This window comes from Pseudomonas sp. FW305-3-2-15-E-TSA4, assembly GCF_058787295.1.
This window is the reverse complement of record NZ_JBYSZP010000006.1, coordinates 296760-321169: the sequence shown is the minus strand read 5'-3', so window position 1 is coordinate 321169 and position 24410 is coordinate 296760. Positions and strand designations below refer to the sequence as shown.

20 protein-coding genes are annotated in these 24410 nt (G+C 61.8%); 15 read left to right on the top strand and 5 right to left on the bottom strand.

The window, feature by feature from the left end; translation table 11 throughout:
- Positions 1-165: 165 nt before the first annotated feature.
- The 8 genes from AC3WMV_RS11070 to AC3WMV_RS11035 all read left to right on the top strand — a co-directional run bounded on the left by AC3WMV_RS11070 (position 166) and on the right by AC3WMV_RS11035 (position 8851).
- Complete coding sequence (locus tag AC3WMV_RS11070; protein WP_007965237.1) at positions 166-1095, top strand: amidohydrolase family protein; 930 nt, start codon at positions 166-168, stop codon at positions 1093-1095.
- Positions 1096-1099: 4 nt separating this feature from the next.
- Positions 1100-2005 carry an amidohydrolase family protein gene (locus tag AC3WMV_RS11065; protein ID WP_003224037.1) on the top strand — a complete coding sequence of 302 codons (906 nt, stop codon included), beginning with the start codon at positions 1100-1102 and terminating at the stop codon, positions 2003-2005.
- A 285-nt stretch (positions 2006-2290) separates the two neighbouring features.
- Positions 2291-3676 (top strand): UbiD family decarboxylase, encoded by a 1386-nt coding sequence (locus AC3WMV_RS11060; RefSeq protein WP_027613190.1) that lies wholly within the window; start codon positions 2291-2293, stop codon positions 3674-3676.
- Between the two features lie 11 nt (positions 3677-3687).
- Entirely contained in the window at positions 3688-4302 is a 615-nt protein-coding gene (locus AC3WMV_RS11055) for a UbiX family flavin prenyltransferase (RefSeq protein WP_178085268.1), read from the top strand.
- Positions 4303-4377: 75 nt separating this feature from the next.
- Positions 4378-5418 carry a CobW family GTP-binding protein gene (locus tag AC3WMV_RS11050; protein ID WP_027613192.1) on the top strand — a complete coding sequence of 347 codons (1041 nt, stop codon included), beginning with the start codon at positions 4378-4380 and terminating at the stop codon, positions 5416-5418.
- A gap of 249 nt (positions 5419-5667) precedes the next feature.
- Positions 5668-7023, top strand: a complete 1356-nt coding sequence (locus AC3WMV_RS11045) for a nucleobase:cation symporter-2 family protein (protein WP_103369147.1) — start codon at positions 5668-5670, stop codon at positions 7021-7023.
- A gap of 13 nt (positions 7024-7036) precedes the next feature.
- Positions 7037-8425, top strand: a complete 1389-nt coding sequence (locus tag AC3WMV_RS11040; protein WP_103369148.1) for an amidohydrolase family protein — start codon at positions 7037-7039, stop codon at positions 8423-8425.
- A gap of 216 nt (positions 8426-8641) precedes the next feature.
- Complete coding sequence (locus tag AC3WMV_RS11035) at positions 8642-8851, top strand: hypothetical protein (RefSeq protein ID WP_027613195.1); 210 nt, start codon at positions 8642-8644, stop codon at positions 8849-8851.
- Between the two features lie 49 nt (positions 8852-8900).
- Here the strand turns inward: AC3WMV_RS11035 and AC3WMV_RS11030 are convergent, their stop codons facing one another.
- Both AC3WMV_RS11030 and AC3WMV_RS11025 read right to left on the bottom strand, forming a co-directional pair.
- Positions 8901-10184: a Zn-dependent hydrolase gene (locus tag AC3WMV_RS11030; protein ID WP_103369150.1), complete on the bottom strand. Its 1284-nt coding sequence runs from the start codon at positions 10182-10184 to the stop codon at positions 8901-8903.
- A gap of 145 nt (positions 10185-10329) precedes the next feature.
- Entirely contained in the window at positions 10330-11814 is a 1485-nt protein-coding gene (locus tag AC3WMV_RS11025) for an NCS1 family nucleobase:cation symporter-1 (RefSeq protein ID WP_103369151.1), read from the bottom strand.
- Positions 11815-12437: 623 nt separating this feature from the next.
- Between AC3WMV_RS11025 and hydA the strand changes: the two genes are divergently transcribed.
- From hydA to preA, 3 genes are all read left to right on the top strand, one after another.
- Positions 12438-13877, top strand: coding sequence for a dihydropyrimidinase (gene hydA, locus AC3WMV_RS11020; protein WP_103369152.1), 1440 nt, complete (start codon positions 12438-12440; stop codon positions 13875-13877).
- A gap of 95 nt (positions 13878-13972) precedes the next feature.
- Positions 13973-15340, top strand: a complete 1368-nt coding sequence (locus tag AC3WMV_RS11015; protein WP_103369153.1) for an NAD(P)-dependent oxidoreductase — start codon at positions 13973-13975, stop codon at positions 15338-15340.
- On the top strand, positions 15341-16615 hold the full coding sequence (gene preA / locus AC3WMV_RS11010; protein WP_103369154.1) for an NAD-dependent dihydropyrimidine dehydrogenase subunit PreA: 1275 nt from the start codon (positions 15341-15343) through the stop codon (positions 16613-16615).
- A gap of 118 nt (positions 16616-16733) precedes the next feature.
- Here preA and AC3WMV_RS11005 read toward each other — a convergent pair whose 3' ends face one another.
- Positions 16734-17354, bottom strand: coding sequence for a TetR/AcrR family transcriptional regulator (locus AC3WMV_RS11005; RefSeq protein ID WP_096795914.1), 621 nt, complete (start codon positions 17352-17354; stop codon positions 16734-16736).
- A 138-nt stretch (positions 17355-17492) separates the two neighbouring features.
- Between AC3WMV_RS11005 and copC the strand changes: the two genes are divergently transcribed.
- Complete coding sequence (copC, locus tag AC3WMV_RS11000) at positions 17493-17855, top strand: copper homeostasis periplasmic binding protein CopC (RefSeq protein ID WP_103369155.1); 363 nt, start codon at positions 17493-17495, stop codon at positions 17853-17855.
- A 3-nt stretch (positions 17856-17858) separates the two neighbouring features.
- Positions 17859-18722: a copper homeostasis membrane protein CopD gene (copD, locus tag AC3WMV_RS10995; RefSeq protein WP_103369156.1), complete on the top strand. Its 864-nt coding sequence runs from the start codon at positions 17859-17861 to the stop codon at positions 18720-18722.
- 120 nt (positions 18723-18842) lie between these two features.
- Here copD and AC3WMV_RS10990 read toward each other — a convergent pair whose 3' ends face one another.
- Complete coding sequence (locus AC3WMV_RS10990; RefSeq protein ID WP_027613204.1) at positions 18843-19985, bottom strand: HlyD family secretion protein; 1143 nt, start codon at positions 19983-19985, stop codon at positions 18843-18845.
- Positions 19982-21637: an MFS transporter gene (locus AC3WMV_RS10985; protein WP_103369157.1), complete on the bottom strand. Its 1656-nt coding sequence runs from the start codon at positions 21635-21637 to the stop codon at positions 19982-19984. Before AC3WMV_RS10985 ends, AC3WMV_RS10990 begins: the two co-directional genes overlap by 4 nt.
- 267 nt (positions 21638-21904) lie before the next feature.
- Here AC3WMV_RS10985 and AC3WMV_RS10980 point away from each other — a divergent pair, with 267 nt between their 5' ends.
- Together AC3WMV_RS10980 and AC3WMV_RS10975 are read left to right on the top strand one after the other, a co-directional pair.
- A complete protein-coding gene (locus tag AC3WMV_RS10980; protein WP_103369158.1) occupies positions 21905-22855 on the top strand; it encodes a polysaccharide deacetylase family protein in 951 nt (316 codons plus the stop codon).
- Between the two features lie 165 nt (positions 22856-23020).
- Positions 23021-24316 (top strand): OprD family porin, encoded by a 1296-nt coding sequence (locus tag AC3WMV_RS10975; protein WP_098968228.1) that lies wholly within the window; start codon positions 23021-23023, stop codon positions 24314-24316.
- Positions 24317-24410: the final 94 nt, after the last annotated feature.

Here is a 24410-nt window from a genome sequence, read left to right as displayed (position 1 = left end):
CCCCTCCGCCCTTTCCAATACTCGCCCTCAGCAACCACCCACCCGGGCCGGATGCGAACAGGCGAGGGAATGCGCGAGTGCTGCGCATAGAAATGGCCGATAGCCCGGGGCGTGGATGCCGAGAGCCGCAAGGCTCCCTTCCCCGCTATCAGGAGATCGACTTCAATGATCATCGATATCAGCTGCTATCCCACGGATCTCGTGGACCTCGCCTGGAGGCATGACGGTGACCCGTTCACCGGCGAGCGTTTGCTGGAGATGATGGATGGCCCGTACATGGTCAACGGCAAACCTCGCCGGATCGACAAAGCCTTCATCCAGCCGCCGCAGGGCAACACCATTTACACCTGGACCGACGGCGAACTCTCGGGCCGCGAATCCATCGACGCCTACATGGCCTACACCCTGAAAATGGTGCAGACCTACCCCGATCGTTTCATCGGCTGCTTCGTCTACAACCCGCGCTGCGGCGTGGAAAACGGCGTCGAGGCGATCGAGCGCTACGTCAAGGAGCACGGTTTCAAGATGGTGCAGATGCAGGCCAACATGCACGCCTACCGGCCTGATCGTGCACTGGACTGGGTGCGCCCGTGCTTCGAGAAATGCGCCGAACTGGGCATCCCGGTCAAGCTGCACACTGGCGACGGGCCGTACAGCATCCCGTCGGAATGGGTGCCGATGATCAAGGAATTCCCCAACGTGAATTTCATCATGGCCCACTTCGGCGTGCAGACCGGCGGGGTCTACGTATTCGAACCGATGCAATGGGCGATGGAGCTGCCCAATGTCTACTGCGAATCGGGCTGGTGCCTGCAATCGCGGATCGTCGAGTTCGCCAAGGTCTTGCCAACGCACAAGATCCTGTTCGGCACCGACACCCCGCCGAACGAACCGGGCATGTGGCTGCGCCTGCTCGAAGTGTTGTGCCACGAGCCGCCGCAAGGCCTGAACCTCGACGAAGACACCCTCGAAGAATATCTGGGCAACAACACCGCGCGGATGATCGGCCTCGAACCGACCCCGCCGCCGCGTTCCGTTTCCGAAGCAGAGGCGCAACTCAAGCGTCCCGTCACCACGCAACTGGCCAGGAGCTGAACCGATGATCATCGACACCCATCTGCACCCCACCAACCTGGTCGACGAGGCCTGGCGCCACACCGGCGAACCGTTCACCGGCGAGCGCATGCTCAAACTGATGGACGGCCCGTACATGATCAACGGCAAACCGCGCCGCATCGACATGGGTTTCATCCAGCCGCCACCGGGCAACACCGGGTATCGCGACGGCAATCGCCGGGGTCGCGAGGGCGTGCGCGACTACATGTCCTACGTCGCCGAACTCTGTGTGAAATACCCGGATCGCTTCATCGGCAACTTCAACTTCAACCCGCGCTGGGGCCCGGAAAACGGTGCGGCGGAGCTGGAATTCCACATCAAGGAATACGGCTTCAAGATGCTCAAGCTGCACGCCAACATGCACGGCTATCGCCCGGACCGGGCACTCGACTGGCTGCGCCCGGCAATGAAAGTCTGCGCCAAGTACAACATCGTGGTGCTGATCCATACCGGCGACGGCCCGTACACGATTCCGACGATGTTTTACCCGATCATCCGTGAGTTCCCCATGGTCAATTTCATCATCGGCCACTTCGGCATCCAGACCGGCGGCAACTACTCGTTCGAGGCGTTCTGGATGGCAATGGACACGCCGAACGTGTACTGCGAATCCGGCTGGTGCTTCCAGTCGCGGATCGTCGAGTTCGCCAAGGAACTGCCGCGCAACAAGATCGTGTTCGGCACCGACTCGCCGCCGAACGAACCGGGCATGTGGCTGCGCGAGCTGGAGGTGTTGTGCTCACCGGCACCGCAGGGGCTGGGCATCGATGAGGATCATCTGGAGGACTACCTGGGCAACAACATCGCCCGGTTGTGCGGGATCGAGCCGACGCCACCGCCGAAGGATCTGGTTGAGGCGGATATACGCCTGACGACCACGTACCTCTGACCTGAAGAAATGGCGCACTTTGTGGTGAGGGGATTCATCCCCGATGGGTGACGAAGTCGCCCTCTCTTGATGCTGAGAGTCCAGGCCTGCTGCGCAGTCCATCGGGGATAAATCCCCTCACCACAGTTAATCCCATTCCACAGGGGTTTCTCAGTGTTTCATGTGGGCAACACAGCGACTTTACAGGCACGAAGATGACCCGGCGTTTCCTCGACCGGCAGGCCAACGGCTGCTCGATCGAACGCCCTCTCACCCCTGCGTGCCTGCTTTTTACGAGGTGAAACCATGACCCGTTCGACGCTCGGCGATTCTCAGGATTTTCACGTGTTCATCGACGCCTATCGCCGTGAGTACCCGGACGATGTGCTGACCATCACCCAATCTGTTTCTGCCGATCAGGACATCACCGCCCTGGTCGATGCCCTCGCCGCACAGGGTCGCGATCCGCTGCTGATCTGCGAAAACGTCGGCGGCCTCAAGGTGCCGGTGGCGACCAATCTGTTCGCCTCCCGCACCCGCATTGCCCGGTTGTTCGATGTCACCCCGGCACAACTGCACGAAACCTTCCAGCGCCGCGCCAACCAGCCCATCGCCCCGCGCTACGTGGAAAGCGGCCCGGTGCTCGATGAAGTGTTCGAAGGCGAAGCCGTGGATCTGGCGCTGCTGCCGATGCTCAAGCATTTCGACAGCGATCGCGGGCCGTACATCACCAACGCGATCATCATCGCCGAGGACCCGCTGACCGGCATCGCCAACATGAGCTACCACCGCTCGATGCGCCACGCTCGCCAGTCCCTGGCGACCAGCCTGCACTCGCGTGGACACCTGTGGCGGATGCTGCAGACCGCCCGTGAGCGCGGCGAAGAATTGCGCGTGGCAATGGTGGTCGGCGCACATCCGCTGTTCATGCTCGCGGCGGCAGCGCGTTTGCCGTATGGCGCCGATGAGCGCGCTGTCGCTGGCGGGTTGTTCGGCGCGCCGTTGGAACTGGTCAAGACCCCGCGCTACGGCATTGGCGTCCCGGCATACGCCGAGTTCGTCCTCGAAGGCGCCATCGACCCGACGGCCTACGCCGAGGAAGGCCCGTTCGGCGAGTTCAGCGGTTACTCCTCGGATCGCTCGACCAACAATGTGCTGCGCGTCGACACCCTGTTGCGGCGCAAGGACGCCTGGCTGGTGGACGTGATGGGCGGCCGCTACGCCGAACACCTGACCCTCGCCCGGCTGCCGCGCGAAGCGGAAATGAGCGAGAAGCTCAAGGCGCGTTTCCCTGCCGTCACCGCCGTGCATTACCCGAATTCCGGCACGCACTTTCATTGCTATGTAGCGCTGGATCAGAGCCGCGACGGCGAGGCGCGGCAGATCATGCTGGCCCTGCTCGGCTGGGATCCGTATCTGAAAAACGTGATCGCGGTGGACAGCGATATCGATATCACCGACGACAGCCAGGTGTTGTGGGCGCTGGCCACGCATTTCCAGCCGCATCTGGATATTTTCGTGATCGATGGCTTGCCCGGCAGCCCGCTGGATCCGTCGTCATCGGTCAACGGCACCACTTCGCGCATGGGCCTGGACGCCACCCGTGGCTCGGGCTTCGACGGGATCAAGGCGCAGCTCGATCAGGACGTGCTCGAACGTGCCCGGCAACTGCTCAAAGGCCTGGCCTCGTGAACCGTCAGCGGATGGTGGTCGGCATCAGCGGCGCGTCCGGCTTCATCTACGGCGTGCGTCTTTTGCAATTGCTCGCCGAGCTGAACATCGAAAGCCACCTGATCATCAGTCGTGCGGCGCTGCTGACCATGGCCCACGAGACCGATTACAAACTGGCCGATGTCACTGCGCTTGCCAGCCACTACCACCGCGCCGATGACGTCGCGGCCGGGATCGCCAGCGGTTCGTTTCGCTGCCTGGGCATGGTGGTCGCGCCGTGTTCGATGCGCACGCTGGCGGAGATCGCCACCGGCACGTCTTCCGGGCTGATCGGCCGCGCCGCCGACGTCACCCTCAAGGAGCGCCGCACCCTGGTGCTGATGGCCCGCGAAACCCCGCTGACCCTCGCCCACCTGCGCAACATGACCGCCGTCACCGAGATGGGCGGAATCATCGCCCCGCCGGTGCCGGCGTTCTATGCCCGGCCCGAAAGCCTGGCGCAGATGGTCGATCACAGCCTCGGCCGGGTGCTCGACCTGTTCGGCCTCGATGCCGGCGTTGCCACCCGCTGGAAAGAACACCCCGGCCCCTGTGGGAGCTGGCTTGCCAGCGAAAGCAATAGGTCAGTCGGCATCACTGGTGAATGACACACCGCCATCGCTGGCAAGCCAGCTCCCACAGTTGATCGCACTCCGACAAAAAACACAGGTAAGGAGCTCCAGATGAACACCCCCTTCAACGCCCCAACCCCCAACACCAAAATCCCCGTGACCATCCTCACCGGCTTCCTCGGTGCCGGCAAAACCACCCTGCTCAACTACATCCTCAAGGAAAACCACGGGCGCAAGATTGCCGTGATCGAAAACGAGTTCGGCGAGGTCGGCATCGATGGCGATCTGGTGCTCAGCTCCGAAACCGAAGAAATCTACGAGATGGTCAACGGCTGCGTGTGCTGCACCGCCGAGGTTCGTGAGGACCTGGTGCGCATCGTCCGCGAGCTGGTGGCGCGCCCGGTGCGCCTCGATCACATCCTGATCGAGACCAGCGGCCTCGCCGATCCGTACCCGGTGGCGCAGAGCTTTTTCATCAATGACCCGATTGCCGAAGAAGTCGAACTCGATGCGATCGTGACCATGGTCGACGCCAAGCACATCGCCCAGCACCTGGAAGATTTGCAACTGGATGGCGTCGACAATCAGGCGGTGGATCAGATCGTCTGCGCCGACCGCATCGTGATCAACAAGGTCGATCTGGTCAGCCCTGAAGAGGTGGACATTCTGCGCGGCAAGATCCGGGGTTTGAACGCCACCGCAGATCTGGTGACCTCCACCCACGCGCAGATCGACCTGACGAAAATCCTCGGCATCGGTGCGTTCGAGTGCACGCAGAAGCTTATGGAAATCGGCGCGGAACCTGAGCATCACGGCCATGACCACCACCATGAATCAGAAGACCACGAACACGATCCGAGCGTGTCATCGGTGGGCATCGCCGTCGACGGCGCGGTCAATCTGATGGCGTTCCACCGCTGGATTAGCGAACTGCGCTCGTCCCAGGCCGACAACCTCTATCGCATGAAAGGCGTGCTCGCCGTGGCCAACGAAGACCAGCGCTACGTGCTGCAAGGCGTGCACAGCCTGGTGGAGTTTCGCGCCTCGACCGCATGGGGCACGGAGCCTCGTTCGAGCAAGATCGTGTTCATCGGCCGCGACCTGGACCGCGCGGCGCTGAACCAGGGCTTTGCCGCCTGCCTGGCAGGCTGAACAAGGCATCGGAGCCGGTGGATGGCGGCTTCGCAGCACGAATGACTGATGCCAGATTTTTTGCACAACACAAAACCTGTGGGAGCTGGCTTGCCAGCGATAGCGGACTGTCGGTTGATAAAGATGGTGACTGCTAAATCGCCATCGCTGGCAAGCCAGCTCCCACAAGGTTGCACTGTGTTCCTGAGCTACGCGGCATCAGACGAATACCCCTCTCTACCGCATAAAAACAGCCAGAGGTGATTCCCCATGTCGTCAGCCACTCCTTCCTCCACCGTGCACCCCGTCGACCGCGTCCTGCCGGTGCGACAGATGCTCACCCTCGGCCTGCAACACATGGCCGTCTCGTACATCGGCGCCATCGCCGTGCCGTTGATCGTCGCCAGTGCCCTGAAGATGTCCCACGCCGACACCGTGGTACTGATCAGCACCACGCTGTTCTGCTCCGGCATCGCCACCCTTTTGCAAACCGTCGGTTTCTGGAAATTCGGCGTACGCCTGCCGATCCTGCAAGGCGTGGCGTTCAGCAGCGTCGGTCCAGTGATTGCCATCGGCAGCAACCCCGAAGTGGGCTTCGCCGGTGTCTGCGGCGCGGTGATCGGCGCCGGAATTTTCACCCTGCTGATGGCGCCGTTCGTGGGCCGATTACGGCGGTTTTTCCCGCCGGTGGTCACCGGTTGCATCGTCACAGTGATCGGTTTGCAGCTGTTCCCGATCGCCTATGAATGGGTCGGTGGCGGGCGCAACGCGAGCAACTTCGGCGCCCCGGCATTTCTCGCGGTGGCGGTGGTGGTGCTGCTGACCATCCTGCTGGTCAATCGCTATGGCAGTCCGCTGCTGCGCAACATGGCGGTGCTGGTGGGCATGCTGGTCGGCGCCGGTCTGGCCTACGGTCTGGGCATGGGCAATTTCCACAGCGTCGAAGAGGCGCCGTGGCTGACCGTGCCCTACCCGTTCTACTTCGGCCTGCCGACTTTCAGCCTGATCCCCATCGCGACCATGGTGGTGGTGATGATCGTGCAGATGGTCGAGTCGATGGGGCTATTCGTGGCCATCGGCGACATCGTCGACAAACCGGTGGAAGACCAGCAAGTGATCAACGGCCTGCGCGCCAACGGCCTGGCCAGCACCATCGCCGGGATGTTCGCCGCGTTCCCGTTTATCGCCTTCATGGAAAACGTCGGTCTGGTGATCCTGACCGGCGTGCGCAGCCGCTGGGTGGTCGCCGTCAGTGGCCTGCTGATGTGCTCGATTGCGCTGGTGCCCAAGGCTGGGGCGATCATCGCGTCGATGCCGACCGCGGCGCTGGGCGGCGCCGGTATTGCGATGTTCGGCGTGGTCGCGGCGGCGGGGATCCAGACCCTGGCCAAGGTCGATTACGAGCGCAATCGCTACAACGTATTGATCGTCGGTTTCACCATCGCCGCCGCGCTGGTACCGGTGCTCGCGCCCACCCTGTTCAAACAAATGCCCGAGTGGTCACAGCCGTTCCTGCACAGCAGCGTGGTCATCGCCTGCCTGGTGTCGGTGCTGCTCAACGCGGCGCTCAACGGCGTCAGCGTGCCAGAAACCACGCCCGGCAAATCCGCCTCGCACATTCTCTGACTGGAGCCTGCCCATGACTCGACTTCAAAACATCCTGATCAAAAACCCGCTGGCGGTGATGACCGGCCTGCGCGGCCCGCGTGCCCGGGCCGGTGCGGTGGACATTCGCGTGGTCAACGGCCGCATCGCCGAAATGGCCGCCGACCTGGAGCCGCAACCCGGCGAGCGCGTGATCGATGCACGCAACTGCGTGGTCTATCCGGGCTGGATCAACACCCACCATCACCTGTTCCAGAACCTGCTCAAAGCCGTGCCCGAAGGTTTGAATCAGGATCTGCAAGGCTGGCTGGCGAGCGTGCCCTACCCAAGGTTGAACCGCTTTACCCCGCAACTGGCGCGGATCGCCGCTCGGCTGGGCATGGTCGAATTGCTGTTGTCCGGGGTGACGACCTGCGCCGATCACCACTATCTCTACCATGCCCACGGCACCACCGAGACCGGGGACCTGCTGTTCGATCTGGCCGATGAGTTCGGCCTGCGCTTTGTGCTGTGTCGCGGTGGCGCGCTGGAATCCGCCAGCGCGCACCCGGGTTTCTCGAAAACCGCGCTGCAACCGGAAAGCCTCGAACAAATGGTCGGCGATATCGAGCGACTGAAATCGCTGTATCACCAGGACACCCCGGATGCCCTGCGCCGGGTGGTCGTCGCGCCAACCACACCGACCTTTTCGCTGCCGCCGACCCTGCTGCGCGAACTGGCGCACACCGCGCGCGGCCTCGGTTTGCGCCTGCACACGCACCTGTCGGAAACACAGAACTACGTGAATTTCTGCCGCGAGAAATACAACTGCCTGCCGGTGGAATTCGTCGCCGAACACGAATGGCTCGGCCCCGACGTGTGGTTCGCCCACGCCGTGCACCTGCAACCCGGCGAAATCCGCATGCTCGCCCAGACCGGCAGCGGCATCTCGCATTGCCCGGTGAGCAACGCGCGCCTGGGCAGCGGCGTCGCGCCGATTCCGCAAATGTATGAGGCCGGCGTACCGATTTCCCTCGGCGTCGACGGCGTCGCGTCCAACGAATCCGGAAGCATGGTCGGCGAAGCCAACACCGCATGGCTGATCCACCGCGCCGAACAAGGCGCCTCGGCGACCACTGCCGAAGACGTGATCCACTGGGGCACGGCGGGCGGTGCGCAGGTATTGGGACTGGCCGCGGTCGGTACGCTGGAAATCGGACAAGCGGCGGATCTGGTGATCTACAGCCTTGATCACCCACGCTTCTTCGGTTTCCACGACAGTGCGGTTGCACCGGTGGTCGCGGGAGAACCGATCACGGTGAAGTACAGCCTGGTGGGCGGCCGGATCGTGGTCGATAACGGCGTGATTCCGGGGCTGGATATCGAACGGATGCGCGCCGAAGCGTGGGAAGGTGTGCAGGCGATGATGAATATCGACGATTGACTTGCAGGCGATACGAAAACCTGTGGGAGCGAGCCTGCTCGCGAAAGCGATGTGTCAGCTGACATTTGCGCTACTGACGCACCGCTATCGCGAGCAGGCTCACTCCTACAGGGAACAACGGCGCATTCGCGGATTCGGGGTTTGTCGACTAAGGTTACTCCCTCATCGGATTGAGCCCCTGCCAGCTACACCGGGCTCTTGATCAAGGAGAGACTGATGACGTCGCGTCGCAACATCGAACAGACCTATCGCACCTGGTCCAGCCCGATTCTGCTGGAGCTGAAAAAGCGCGAACACCAAATGGCGCCGGTCGAGCGTCAGGCACTGGAGAATGTGCTGGTCGAACGACGGTTGCTGGATATCGGCAATCCAAATGGAAGTGATCGCCGCCAAGGGGGCGCGAACAAAAACGAGCGTCCCGGCTGATCACTTAAAAAAACCTGTGGGAACTGCTCCCACAGGTCACGCCGCGTTTTCAGGCCGCGCGCTGCCCCTCCGCCACCATCGCCGAAGCCGCCAGCATCGCCCGCAACAACACCGCGCACCCGGCCGCCAGATCATCCGGCGCGGCATTCTCGATTTCGTTGTGGCTGATCCCGCCTTCGCACGGTACGAAGATCATCCCCGCAGGACCGAGTTCGGCGAGGAAGATCGCGTCATGCCCGGCGCCGCTGACGATGTCCATGTGCGACAGGCCCAGACCTTTTGCCGCGCCGCGCACGGCTTCGACGCAACCCTTCTCGAAGTACAGCGGCGGAAAGTCGGCCGTCGGGGTCAGTTCGTAGGTCAGGCCGTGTTCTTCGCAGGTCGCCTCAATGACTTGTTTCACCTCGCTGATCATCGAATCCAGCCGCTCCGGTTGCAGATGGCGGAAGTCAAGGGTCATGCGCACCTCGCCGGGGATGACGTTGCGCGAGCCGGGGTAGGCTTGCAGGCAACCGACCGTGCCGCAGGCGTGGGGTTGATGGCCGAGGGCGGCGCGGTTGACCGCACCAACGATGACCGAGGCGCCGACCAGCGCGTCCTTGCGCAAGTGCATCGGCGTTGGCCCGGCGTGGGCTTCGACGCCGCGCAGTTTCAGGTCGAACCACTTCTGCCCGAGGGCGCCGAGCACCACGCCGATGGTTTTCTGTTCGTCTTCGAGGATCGGGCCTTGCTCGATATGTGCCTCGAAATAGGCACCGACCTTATGTCCGCTGACCTTGCGTGACCCGGCGTAACCAATGGCATTCAGGGCTTCGCCGACGGTGACGCCGTCGGCATCGACCTTGGCTAGGGTTTCTTCGAGGGTGAATTTCTCGGCAAACACCCCGGAGCCCATCATGCACGGGGCGAAGCGCGAGCCTTCTTCGTTGGTCCAGACCACCACTTCCAGCGGCGCTTCGGTTTCCACACCGAGGTCATTGAGGGTACGCAGCACTTCGACGCCGGCGAGCACGCCGAAACAGCCGTCGAACTTGCCGCCGGTGGGCTGGGTGTCGATGTGGCTGCCGGTCATCACCGGCGGCAGGTTCATATTGCGCCCGGGACGGCGGGCGAAGATGTTGCCGACTTCATCCACCGTGACGCTGCATCCGGCGCCCTTGCACCAGTGCACGAACAGGTCGCGGGCCTGACGGTCGAGGTCGGTCAGGGCCAGGCGACAGACCCCGCCCTTGACCGTCGCGCCGAGCTTGGCCAGTTCCATGAGCGAGGCCCAGAGGCGGTCGCGGTTGATGTGCTGATGGGTGGATTGCAGAACGTCTACGGCTGCGTTCATGTTGATCTCCTCAGGCAGTTTTTTTATGAGTTTCTTCAGGCAGTTCTTGTGTGTATTTGAGGCCGTCTTCGCGAGCAAGCCCGCTCCCACATTTGGAAATGCGTTCACCCTGTGGGAGCGGGCTTGCTCGCGAAGGGGCCATTCCTCACACCGAAGATTTCACAACAGAGGGGCTGCTTCGCATCGAACACAACCCGTAATAAATCACCCCGCCCAGCGCCGAGCCGGTAAACCAGCCGTAGCTGTAAAACCAGCTGAACGCATCGCTACCCAGCGACAGCAAGGTGAGCACCACCGGTACGCCAAACGCGACAAACCCGGCCCAGTTCCATGCCGGATACACGTCGTCGCGGTACAGCCCGGCCAGGTCCAGCTGCTGTTTCTTGATCAGGAAATAGTCCACCACCATGATCCCGGCGATCGGCCCGAGCAGGCTCGAATAGCCGAGCAGCCAGTTGGAATACACGGTTTCCAGGCTGACATCGGAAACAATCAGCCCGAGTTTTTTCAGCAGCTCGTGGGCCATCAATGCCAGCCCGACCAAGCCGGTGAGCAACACCGCTTTGGTGCGGTTGATCACCTTGGGCGCGATGTTCTGGAAGTCGTTGGTCGGCGAGACAATGTTCGCTGCGGTATTGGTCGACAGCGTGGCGATGATGATCAGTGCCATGGCCACCGCCACCCACAGCGGGCTCTGGATATGGCCGATCAGGCTCACCGGATCGGACACCGTCACGCCGACCAGTTTCACCGACGCAGCGGTCATCACCACACCCAGCGAAGCGAACAGGAACATGGTCAGCGGCAGACCGAAAATCTGCCCGAGGATCTGGTCCTTCTGGCTCTTGGCGTAGCGGCTGAAGTCAGGAATGTTCAGCGACAACGTGGCCCAGAAGCCGACCATCGCCGTCAGCCCGGCGGCGAAGTAACTGACCACACTGGCGCCCTCCGGGCGTTTCGGTGGAATCGCCAGCAGCTCGGTCATCGACACATTGGGCATCGCCCACACCAGCAGGCCAATGCCGACCGCCACCAGCAGCGGCGCGGACAGGGTTTCCAGCCATTTGATCGACTCGGCGCCACGGATCACCACCCACAGGTTCAGCGACCAGAAGATCATGAAGCCGATCACCTCGCCGGTTCCGCCGAGGGATTTCCAGCCGTCGAAGATCGAGCCGAGAAACAGGTGAATCGCCAGCCCGCCGAACATGGTCTGGATGCCAAACCAGCCGCACGCCACCAGCGCGCGAATCAAACACGGCACATTGGAACCGAGCACGCCGAACGACGAACGCAGCAGCACCGGGAATGGAATGCCGTACTTGGTGCCGGGGAAAGCATTGAGGGTCAACGGGATCAGCACGATGACGTTGGCCAGCAGAATCGCCATCAGCGCTTCGCCGACGGTCAGGCCGAAATACGCGGTAAGTACGCCGCCGAGGGTGTAAGTCGGCACGCACACCGACATGCCGACCCACAGCGCGGTGATGTGCCATTTGTTCCAGGTTCGTTCGCGCACCTTGGTCGGTGCCATGTCGTGGTTGTAACGGGGACTGTCGAGGACGTCGCTGCCGGCTTCGAGTTCGAACAAGCCGTCGCGCTCGGTCACTTGCGATCTGTTCTGTTGCATGGCCGCTCCACTGTTCTTCTGATTATTTTTTTGCTCATCAGGCGACTGCACACCAGGTGCGAGCCGGACGATGGCCGGAGGAACTGACAACTTTCGTGTACCGGCCATGGTGTCAGCGGCGGCATCAATAAACGTGCCGGGTGCCCCGCTTAACGGTAGGGCCGTGGTTCAAACACATTGCAACTTTCTGATATTGCTCGGTTTTAATTATTCACCGAAAGAGTCCGCGAAAACTTGTCTGCACGCTCAGGCCAAACGTTTGCCAAGTTGTTCGAACTGTCAGGACTCAATCTGGTGCACTGCACTTTTTTTCATCACGGGCGCTCAACCGCAGCTCAACTTCAAGCGGCTGATTTCACATAGGAAATCTTGCTCATAATTCCATCCTGTCAAGTGCGTCAAAATGGTGAACAACCTCACCATTTTGGTGATTTGCAGTTTTTATCGTTATTTTTCATACAGTTAAAACAGTCATAAGCTTATAAAAAATAATCTTGATCAATTTCAAAACTGCGACTAGCTTCTATTCCTGACAGCGCTGACAGGAATACGCCGATCAGCGTTGTACATCAATAAAACATTTAGAACCGGCACAAGTCGGTCATGCCTGCGAGGAACTCGGAATGTCTCTGTTGATCCGTGGCGCCACCGTTGTTACCCATGATGAAAGTTATCGCGCCGACGTCTATTGCGCCGACGGCGTGATCAAAGCCATTGGTCAAAACCTGGATGTTCCCGCCGGCGCCGAAGTGCTCGACGGCAGCGGCCAATACCTGATGCCCGGCGGCATCGACCCACACACTCACATGCAACTGCCTTTCATGGGCACCGTGGCCAGTGAAGACTTTTACAGCGGCACCGCTGCGGGTCTGGCTGGCGGGACCACCTCGATCATCGACTTCGTGATTCCCAATCCGCAGCAGTCGTTGATGGAAGCGTTTCATCAGTGGCGCGGCTGGGCCGAGAAGTCGGCATCGGACTACGGCTTCCACGTCGCGATCACCTGGTGGAGCGAGCAAGTACGTGAGGAAATGGCCGAGCTGGTCAGCCATCACGGGATCAACAGCTTCAAGCATTTCATGGCCTACAAGAACGCGATAATGGCCGCCGACGACACGCTGGTGGCAAGTTTTGAACGCTGCCTGGAACTCGGCGCGGTGCCGACCGTGCATGCGGAAAACGGTGAGCTGGTCTATCACCTGCAACGCAAGTTGATGGCCCAGGGCATCACCGGACCGGAAGCGCATCCACTGTCGCGGCCATCGCAGGTGGAAGGCGAAGCGGCGAGCCGGGCTATTCGTATTGCCGAGACCATCGGCACGCCGCTGTACTTGGTGCATGTCTCGACCAAGGAAGCGCTGGACGAAATCACCTACGCCCGCAGCAAGGGTCAACCAGTGTACGGCGAAGTGCTGGCCGGGCATCTGCTGCTCGACGACAGCGTCTACCAGCACCCGGACTGGCAGACCGCCGCCGGTTACGTGATGAGCCCGCCGTTCCGCCCGCGCGGCCATCAGGAAGCCCTGTGGCATGGTCTGCAAAACGGCAATCTGCACACCACCGCCACCGACCACTGCTGCTTCTGCGCCGAGCAAAAAGCCGCCGGGCGCGACGACTTCAGCAAGATCCCCAACGGCACCGCCGGCATCGAAGACCGCATGGCGGTGCTGTGGGATGAAGGGGTCAACAGCGGACGTTTGTCGATGCAGGATTTCGTTGCCCTCACTTCCACCAATACCGCAAAAATCTTCAACCTCTACCCGCGCAAAGGCGCGATCCGCGTCGGCGCCGATGCCGACCTGGTGCTGTGGGACCCGCAAGGCACCCGCACCATCTCCGCCAAGACCCACCATCAGCAGGTGGACTTCAACATCTTCGAAGGCAAGACCGTGCGCGGCGTGCCGAGCCATACCGTCAGCCAGGGCAAAGTGGTCTGGGCCGACGGCGACCTGCGCGCCGAGCGTGGGGCCGGGCGGTACATCGAACGGCCGGCGTATCCGGCGGTGTTTGATTTGCTGAGCAAGCGGGCTGAGAGGCACAAGCCGGCGGCTGTGAAACGCTGAAATCCAGGCCTGCTCGCGAAGAGGCCCTCCCAAACGACACAAAAACCACTGCCCATCAGAGGCAGAGAACCTCAATAACCGTGAGGCACAAAACCGTGATCGAGACCCTGAACCATCTCCCGCATCCGCACGAAAGCGCGGCCGCCCTCGCCGGTCATTTCACCGATCTGGCGCCACCGCTCAACGCCCGGCAGGCACATCTGGAAGCCTCGCGCTGCCTGTATTGCTACGACGCGCCATGCGTCAACGCGTGCCCAAGCGAGATCGATATTCCGTCGTTCATCCGCAATATCCATCAGGACAACGTGCCCGGTGCGGCGCAGAAAATTCTTTCGGCGAACATCCTCGGCGGCAGTTGCGCCCGGGTCTGCCCGACGGAAATCCTCTGCCAGCAAGCCTGCGTGCGCAACAACGCCCAGGAATGCGCGCCAGTGCTGATCGGCCTGTTGCAACGCTACGCCGTGGACAACGCGCACTTCACCGAGCACCCGTTCCAGCGTGCGGCGAGCACCGGCAAGCGCATCGCCGTGGTCGGCGCCGGGCCAGCGGGTTTGTCCTGCGCCCACCGCAGTGCGATGCACGGGCATGACGTGGTGATTTTCGAAGCACGGGAGAAGGCTGGCGGCCTCAATGAATACGGGATCGCCAAGTACAAACTGGTCGACGATTACGCGCAGAAGGAGCTGGATTTCCTCCTGCAGATCGGCGGCATCGAAATCCGTCACGGGCAGAAACTCGGCGAGAATCTGACCCTCAGCGAGCTGCATCAGCAGTTCGACGCGGTGTTCCTCGGCCTCGGCCTCAACGCCAGCAAACAGATCGGTCTGGCCCACGAAGACGCGCCCGGCCTGCTCGCCGCCACCGACTACATCCGTGAACTGCGCCAGGCCGATGATCTGACGCAACTGCCACTGGCCGAACGCTGCATCGTCCTCGGCGCTGGCAACACCGCGATCGACATGGCCGTGCAGATGGCCCGCCTCGGTGCCCGCGATGTGAATCTGGTGTATCGCCGGGGCGCGGCGGACATGGGCGCCACCGGTCACGAACAAGACATCGCCAAAGCCAATCAGGTGCGCCTGCTGACCTGGGCGCAACCGGAGGAAGTGCTGCTCGACGCGCAAGGCAAGGTGCGCGGCATGCGTTTTGCCCGTACACAACTGGTCGACGGTCGCCTGCAAACCACTGGGGAGACCTTCGAACTGGCCGCCGACGCGATCTTCAAAGCCATCGGTCAGGCCTTCGACAGCAGCGCCCTCGCCGACCCGCTGGCCCGTGAACTCAAACGTCAGGGCGAACGGATTCAGGTCGATGACAACCTGCGCACCAGCATTCCCGGCGTGTATGCCGGCGGCGACTGCACCAGCCTCGATCAGGATCTCACCGTGCAAGCCGTACAGCACGGCAAACTCGCCGCCGAGGCGATCAACGCGCAACTGATGCTCAACGTGGAGGCTGCGTAAATGGCCGATCTCTCGATAGTCTTCGCCGGTATCAAAGCGCCCAATCCGTTCTGGCTGGCCTCCGCGCCGCCGACCGACAAGGCCTACAACGTGGTCCGCGCCTTCGAGGCCGGTTGGGGTGGCGTGGTCTGGAAAACCCTCGGCGAGGACCCGGCAGCGGTCAACGTCTCGTCGCGCTACTCGGCGTACTACGGCAACAACCGCGAGGTGCTGGGCATCAACAACATCGAACTGATCACCGACCGCTCGCTGGAAATCAACCTGCGCGAGATCACACAGGTCAAGAAGGACTGGCCGGACCGTGCGCTGATCGTCTCGCTGATGGTGCCGTGCGTCGAGGAGTCGTGGAAACACATCCTGCCGCTGGTGGAAGCCACCGGTGCCGACGGCATCGAGCTGAATTTCGGTTGCCCGCACGGCATGCCCGAACGCGGCATGGGCGCGGCGGTCGGTCAGGTGCCGGAGTACGTCGAGCAGGTGACGCGCTGGTGCAAGACCTATTGCTCGCTACCGGTGATCGTCAAACTGACACCGAACATCACCGACATCCGTGTCGCCGCCCGCGCTGCGCATCGCGGGGGCGCCGATGCGGTGTCGCTGATCAACACCATCAACTCGATCACCAGCGTCGACCTGGAACACATGGTCGCCCTGCCCACCGTCGGCAGCAAAAGCACCCACGGCGGTTACTGCGGCTCGGCCGTCAAACCGATCGCGCTGAACATGGTCGCCGAAATTGCCCGTGATCCGCAGACGCAAGGCCTGCCGATCTGCGGCATTGGCGGCATCGGCAGTTGGCGTGACGCGGCGGAGTTCATGGCGCTGGGCAGTGGCGCGGTGCAGGTGTGCACGGCGGCGATGCTCCACGGTTTCCGGATTGTCGAGGAGATGAAGGACGGTCTGTCGCGCTGGATGGACAGCCAAGGCTACGCCAACATCGCCGAGTTCTCCGGGCGCGCAGTGGGCAATACCACCGACTGGAAGTACCTCGACATCAACTACCAGGTGATCGCCAGGATCGACCAGGACGCGTGCATCGGTTGCGGGCGTTGCCACATTGCTTGCGAAGACACTTCACACCAAGCGATCAGCAGCTTGAAACAGGCTGACGGCACGCATAAATATGAAGTGATCGATGATGAGTGTGTCGGCTGCAATCTGTGCCAGATCACCTGCCCGGTGGCGGACTGCATCGAGATGGTGCCGATGGAGACCGGCAAGCCGTTTCTGGACTGGAATCATGATCCGCGCAATCCGTACCATGTCTCAGCTTAGGGCAGGTAGCGTCTGAACTGACGCCTTGGCGAGCAAGCCCGCTCCCACATTTGGAATGCATTTCAAAACAGTGGGAGCGGGCTTGCTCGCGAAGAGGCCAGCCGCTTCAACTCATATATCAGGGCTCCAACCCGATCCCGCGCAAAATCACACTGGTCACCGTCTGCACCGCCCGCTCGAACTGCATGTCCGACAGCGGTTGATGCTCGTTGAGAATATTCACCTGATGGTCGAAGTCGGCGTAATGCTGGGTCGAAGCCCAGATCATGTACAGCAGGCTCGACGGCTCCACCGGCAGAATCCGCTTGTCTTCGACCCACTGGCGGATCTTCGCTTCCTTCATTTTCGCCCAGTCGTACAGGCTCAGATCCAGCGCTTCACCCAAGGTCGGGGCGCCGTGGATGATCTCGTTGGCCCAGACTTTCGAGCCGTGCGGCCGGCTGCGCGAATGGTTCATCTTGGCGCGGATGTAGCTGCTGAGCACCACCCGCGGGTCATCGAACATCTCGAAGCACAGTGCGTCCTGCTTCCACACTTCCAGCAGGTCGAACAGCACCGCGCTGTACAGTTCGCTTTTGGTCGAGAAGTAGTAATGCAGGTTGGAACGCGGCAGCTGCACTTCGGCGGCGATGTCGGCCATGGCGGTGCCGCCGAAACCTTTTTCGGCGAAGACTTTTTCCGCCGCGAGCAGGATTTTCTCGACGTTACTGCGACGGATCTCGATCTTGTGATTGCCCATGAGGGCTCCCTGACAACGACGTTGTTGAAGACTAGCATCCGCTCTGGCCTCGGGGCGACCGCTGCAAACAAAACTTCGTATGAAGGCCGGCGCATGGCTAAACTGGCGCTTCTTTGTCCTGCCTCAGAGGTATCCGCGATGCTGTTCAAGAACGTCCTGACCACCACTGCCCTGCTCGCTTCGCTGTTCGCCGCATCTTCGGTCTTCGCCCACGCACACTTGAAAAGCCAGACCCCGGCCGCCGACAGCACCGTCGCCACGCCGGCCGATCTGCGCCTGACCTTTTCTGAAGGCGTCGAAGCCAGTTTCACCAAAGTCAGCCTGACCCACGACGGCGCCCCGGTCGCGATCAAACCGCTGACCACCGAAGGCGACAAGAAAACCTTGATCGTCACCCCCGCCGCACCTCTCGCCGCCGGTGAATACAAAGTCGAATGGCACGCGGTGTCGGTCGACACACACAAGAGCGAAGGCGCCTACCAGTTCAAGGTTGGTCAGTAATTCATGAGTGAAGCGCTGGTGCTGTGCCGCTTTGTGCATTTCAGCGCGGTGTTGATGCTGTTCGGCGCCTGGTTGTTCCGGCCGTTGCTGCTCAAGGCACCAGTGCCGACATTGGATCGGCATCTGGCGCGACTGGCGCGCTGGCTGACGGCGATTGCGTTGGTCAGCGGTGTCACCTGGGCACTGTTGATCACCGCGAGCATGGCCGGTTCGGCGGCGGCAGCGTTCGATCCGGACACTGTTGGCGTGGTGCTCGGCAACACCTTTTTCGGCCAGGTCTGGCGCTGGCATCTGCTGATCAACGCGCTGTTGCTGGCATTGCTGTTCACGCCGTGGCGTTCGAATGTGCTGCTGCGCCTGGGCTTGAGCGCGCTGCTCTTGGCGACCCTGGCGCCGGTCGGTCACGGCGCGATGCTCGACGGCCTCAGCGGGCAACTGCTGATCCTTAACCAGATCGTTCACCTGACTTGCGTCGCTGCATGGCTGGGCGGCTTGTTGCTGTTGGTGTTGGTGTTGATCCTGCGTCAGCCGAGCACAGCGATGGGGCGGATCCTGCAACGCTTCAGCGGTGTCGGTTATGCGATCGTTGGCGGCCTTCTGATCACCGGGTTGATCAACGTGCGCGTGCTGACCGGGCAATGGTGGCCGACGCCGCTCTTTGCAGGGTTTGCCTTGATTCTGCTGATCAAGGCCTTGCTGGTGCTGGGCATGCTCGCGCTGGCGCTGTTCAATCGCTTGCGGATTGATGATTGCGAACAGCGGATGGGCGCGCTCAAACGCAGTGTGCTACTGGAATGGTTGTTGGGGATGGGTGCTGTGGCGGCCGTCTCCCTGCTCGGTACCCTGCCGCCGATGATTGCTGCCTGAAGCCCCGCGACTCCCTTGTAGGAGTGAGCCTGCTCGCGATAGCGGTATATCAGTAAACACTTCCGTGACTGACACAACGCTATCGCGAGCAGGCTCACTCCTACAGGGGCTCTGCGCAGATCAATGCGGTTGTGTATCGCCCGCCGCGGTGTCGATGCTGACCACCACCGACATCCCCGGGCGCAAGCGCTCCTCTTCCTGCTGCCCCTCATCAATGGTGATCCGCACCGGCACGCGCTGGGCGATTTTCACGAAGTTGCCGGTGGCGTTATCAGCCTGCAACAGGGCGAATTCCGAACCGGTGCCAGGCGAAATGTGCTGCACATGGCCGGTGAACTTGCGGTGGTTCAGCGCATCAACGGTGAAGCGCACCGGCTGCCCGACGCGCACATTGTTCATCTGGGTTTCCTTCATGTTGGCGATCACCCATTTCTGGTTCGGCACCAACGCCATCAACTGCGCCCCTGAGTTGACGTAAGCGCCGAGGCGCACGCCGATCTGCCCGAGCTGGCCGTCACGCGGGGCGACGATGCGGGTGTTCGACAAGTCGATCCGCGCCAGTTGCACCGCCGCTTCAGCGCTGGCCACCGAGGCTTCCAGCGAACCGCGATTGACGATCACCGTCTGCAGATCCTGCCGGGCGATTTCCAGATTGGCCTTGGCCTGCGCCACCGCCGCAATGCTCTGCGCATTGGCCGCGAGCGTCACGTCCATCTCGCGTTTCGACACCGAGCCGTCACTCACCAGCTCCTTGTTACGGCGCAGATCCGCCTCGCTTTTGCGCAACTGCGCCTCGCTGTCGGCCACCACCGCCTGACGCAGTTTGATCGTCGCTTCGGCGCTGTTGCGTTGCTGCACCACGTTGGCCAGCGCGGCTTTCTGCACCGCCAGTTGCGCCAGCGACTGGTCGAGGCGCTGCTGATAAATCCGGTCATCCAGGCGCACCAGCAGGTCGCCGGCCTTCACGTACTGGAAATCCTGCACCGGCACCTCGAACACGTAACCGCTGAGCTGCGGGCCGATGATCGTCACCTGGCCACGCACCAGGGCGTTTTCAGTGGTTTCGACCGCACTGCTGAATGGCGGCAACTGCCAGGCGTAGAGCACGATCAGCACACCGACGATGGCAATCGCGGCAAAGCCCAGTGACGAGATGATCCGCACCCGCAACGAGCGCGGCTCGGTGTTCGGCGAGGACGGCGGTGCCACGCCTTCCGGGGTGGCGGCGATGGCATTGGTGGTTGTGGTGGTCGGTTCGGTCATGAATTGGAAGCACCGTCAGGAGGTACGGAAGGCGCGAGGTCGACGGCTTTGGTGGTGCTCATCAGCCACAGCGCACGAATGGACAGCCAGATCATGGTCAACACCGCAATCACGGCGATCAGCATGAATACATCGTTATAGGCCAGCACGTTGGCTTCGCGAGTGGCCGCGTTGGACAGGCTGCGAATCCCGGCCAGATTGCGCAGGCTCGGGTCGGCCAGCAAGGAACCGTAAGCCGACCCGCCGCTCTGCACACGGGCAGCCACCAACGGATCGGACAGCGTCAGGTGCTCGACCAGGTGACTGGAATGGAATTTCTCGCGCACGATCTGGAACGTGCCCAACAACGCCGCGCCGAGCAGGCCGCCGAGGTTGTTGCAGATCCCGAACAACACCGAAAAACTCACCAGATTGCGCGGATTGGTCAGCACGTTGCGGGTGCCGAACACCATGGTCGGTCCCAGAAAAAACGTGCTGCCGAAGGCCAGCAGAAACTGGCTGAAATACAGGTTTTGCGGGCGGGTCAGGTTATTGGAAAAACTGTCCATCACCGAACCGGTCGCCATCAACGCCAGCGAGATGATCAGCGGCATCAGCAGGTGCCTGGGGTCGATGGTCAGGGCGCTGGTCGCCAGTCCGGCGACGCTGCCGATCAGCATCACCACATACAGGCTGTGCAACTGCTCATAACCCATGTTGAGGTTCTGCATGAAACCGACGGCGCCGGTGGACTGTTCCGAGGTAACCATGCGAATCAGGGTCACCGCCAGCGCCAGGCGGATCATCGTGCCGCTACCGAGCCAGCGGGTCATCAGCATCGGGTTGCTGCGATTGTGCTCGATCGCCAAGCCCGCGAGGATCAGGGCAATCGAGGCCGCCAGCGCATAGCCGATCCAGTTGGCCTCCAGCCACCAGTCGATCCGCCCCAGCGACAGCACCGCGCAAAGCAGTGCCACGCCGCTGGCGAGAATAGCGAAGGTCAGAAAGTCCAGCGGCTCGAAGGTTTTGAAGCGGTCACCGGGCGGCAACTTGAGCAGCAGCACGCAGCCCAGCGACAGCAAGGCCATGCCCAATTCGAACAGGTACAGGCCGCGCCATTCGGCAATCTGCAGCAAGTCTTCGGAGAACAGGCGCGCCAGCGGCAGCGCCAGTTGCGAGGCACCGAGACCCAGCACCAGCGCTTTCAACCGCCATTTGGCCGGAAACGCCTGAACCATGTAATACAGACCCAGCGAACTCAGCGCCGCACCGACCATGCCGTGCGCCGCCCGCACCGCGATGGCCGAGCTCAAGTCGTTGACGAACAGATGACCGAACGTCACTAGCGCATACAGCACCAGAAACACTTCGGTGAATGCACGCAGGCCAAACTGCTGGCGAAACTTCACCAGCAGCAGGTTCATCGACACGTTGGTCATCACGTAAGCAGCTGGCAGCCAGGCCATCTCCGCCGTGGTCGCGCCCAGCGCGCCTTGCAGGTAAGGCAGGTTGGCGACCACCAGCGAGTTACCCAAACCACCGGTCACCGCCACCAGCAGCCCGACCAGCGCATAGGCCAGGCGCTTGGGGTTGGAGTGCAGCGGCGTCGAGGGGGAACCGGGCAGACTGGGCTTCTCGTGAGGCTGCCAGTCGCGCGGGGCATATCGATCCATTGAAAGGCCTTGTGCTTGTGTTGCCGGGAGTTTGCCGCAAATCCTGCGGCAAACCCACAATCCTGTGGGAGCTGGCTTGCCGGCGATGACGGCAGTCGGCTCGGCAACAGGCTGACTGGCAGACCGTTATCGCGGGCACGCCCGCCCCCACAGGGTTCGTGGTGGATTCGTAAATTCTGTTTAAAGGTCCTCTCGCCCGCAACGGATTTTTCCCGCGCCGGGCAACTGCCACCCTTGCAGCCCTTCTCAACCTGCAAGGTGCCCGTTATGACCACGCCCCACTGGCAACGCTCCCCACGCCTGCTGAAAAACCTTTTGGCCGCCGCCCTGTTGCTGCCCGCCCTCGCCTTCGCCCAGGAACGCCCGTGGCCGGACGGTTCGCAACTGGTGATTTCAGTGTCGATGCAGTTCGAAACCGGCGGCCAGCCCGAGGGTGCGGAAAGTCCGTTCTCCGGCAGTCCATTGCCCAAGGGTTACCCTGATCTGCCGGCGCAGACCTGGTTTGATTATGGCTACAAGGAAGGCTTGTGGCGGATGCTCGACCTGTGGGATCGCACCGGGATCAAGGTCACCTCGCATGTGGTCGGCGATGCGGCACTCAAGCACCCGGAACTGGCGAAAGCGATTGCCGAGCGCGGCCACGAACTGGCAGCCCACGGCATGCGCTGGGCCGATTCCTACAACATGAGTTACGACCAGGAAAAACAGTTCATCGGCGACGGTGTCAACGCGGTCGAGAGACTTACCGGCCAGCGCTCGGTGGGCTACAACGCCAACTGGCTGCGGCGCAGCCCCAACACGCTGAAGGTTCTGCAAGACCTCAACTTCAGCTACCACATCGATGACGTCAGCCGCGACGAACCGTTCGTGACCATGGTTCGGGGACGCAAATTCGCCGTGGTGCCGTATACCTTGCGCAACAACGACATCGTGTTGATCGAGGGTCGGCACTTTTCCGCCGAGCAGTTCTATCAGCAACTGGTTCTGGAATTTGATCGGCTGTACTCCGAAGGCGCTGGCAAGCGGCGGATGATGTCAGTGAGTCTGCACGACCGCATCGGCGGCACCCCGGCGATGGTCGAGGCGATGGAACGTTTTATCCGCTATGCGCAGTCCCATCCGAAAGTGACATTCATGCGCAAGGACCAGATCGCCCGGATCGTCCTGACCGAGAAAAACCCGCTGATCGACAACACAGAGGCGCTCTATAACCGGTAAACCCGCCGAAAACAGCCCTCTTCGCAGCATTTGGAGGGCTGCCACCTCGCGCAAAATAATCGTAAAAAGCCCTGTTGACTTTTACGGAAAACCTCGCAACTATCCGCAACCATGTTGTACGACGACGTATGACAAATAATAAAAACAACAACAGGGAGCGTCACAGTGAGCACACTCGTCTGCAATTCCGTTCGCACGTCCCGTATTTCCTTCCCCCGCCCGTGTTCCACCCTGAGTTTGATCGGCTGCAGCAGCCTCGCCCTGGTTTTGCCGATGAGCGCCGACGCCGAAGGCTTCCTCGAAGACAGCAAAGCCACGCTGAACCTGCGCAACGCCTACTTCAATCGCAACTTCGTCAACCCGAACTACCCGCAGGGCAAGGCTGAAGAGTGGACGCAAAACTTCATCCTTGATGCCAAATCCGGCTTCACCCAAGGCACCGTCGGCTTCGGTCTCGATGTACTGGGGATGTATTCGCAAAAACTCGATGGCGGCAAGGGCACCGGCGGTACGCAACTGTTGCCGATTCACGATGACGGGCGTCCGGCGGACAACTTCGGTCGCCTCGGCGTGGCGCTGAAGGCCAAGGTGTCGAAGACCGAATTGAAGGTTGGCGAATGGATGCCGGTGCTGCCGATCCTGCGCTCGGACGATGGCCGCTCGTTGCCGCAGACCTTTCGCGGTGGCCAGATCACCTCCACCGAAATCAACGGCCTGACCCTCTACGGTGGGCAGTTCCGTGGCAACAGCCCGCGCAACGATGCCAGCATGGAAGACATGTCGATGAACGGCCGCGGCGCCTTCACCTCCGACCGTTTCAACTTCGGCGGCGGCGAGTACACCTTCAACGACAAGCGCACTCTGGTCGGCGTGTGGTACGCCGAACTCAGCGACATCTACCAGCAGCAGTATTTCAACCTCAGCCACAGCCAACCGCTGGGCGACTGGACGCTGGGCGCCAACCTCGGTTTCTTCACCGGCAAGGAAGACGGCAGCGCCCAGGCCGGCGACCTCGATAACAAGACCGCGTTCGCCATGCTGTCGGCCCGCTACGGCGGCAACACCTTCTATGTCGGCCTGCAAAAACTCAGCGGCGATGACGCGTGGATGCGGGTCAACGGCACCAGCGGCGGCACCCTGGCCAACGACAGCTACAACGCCAGTTATGACAACGCCAAAGAGCGCTCCTGGCAGTTGCGGCATGACTACAACTTCGTTGCCCTCGGCATTCCCGGCCTGACCCTGATGAACCGTTACATCAGCGGCGACAACGTGCACACCGGGACGATAACCGACGGCAAGGAATGGGGCCGCGAGTCGGAACTGGGATACACCGTGCAGAGCGGGCCGCTGAAAAACCTCAACGTGAGATGGCGCAACGCGACGATACGCCGGGACTTCAGCACCAATGAGTTCGACGAGAACCGGGTCTTTATCAGCTATCCGATTTCGTTGTTGTAAAGCCAGTCCTCACACCGGGTTTCCCTGTGGGAGCGGGCTTGCTCGCGAAAGCGGTGTGTCATTGAAAGATGAATTGACTGACCCGACGCATTCG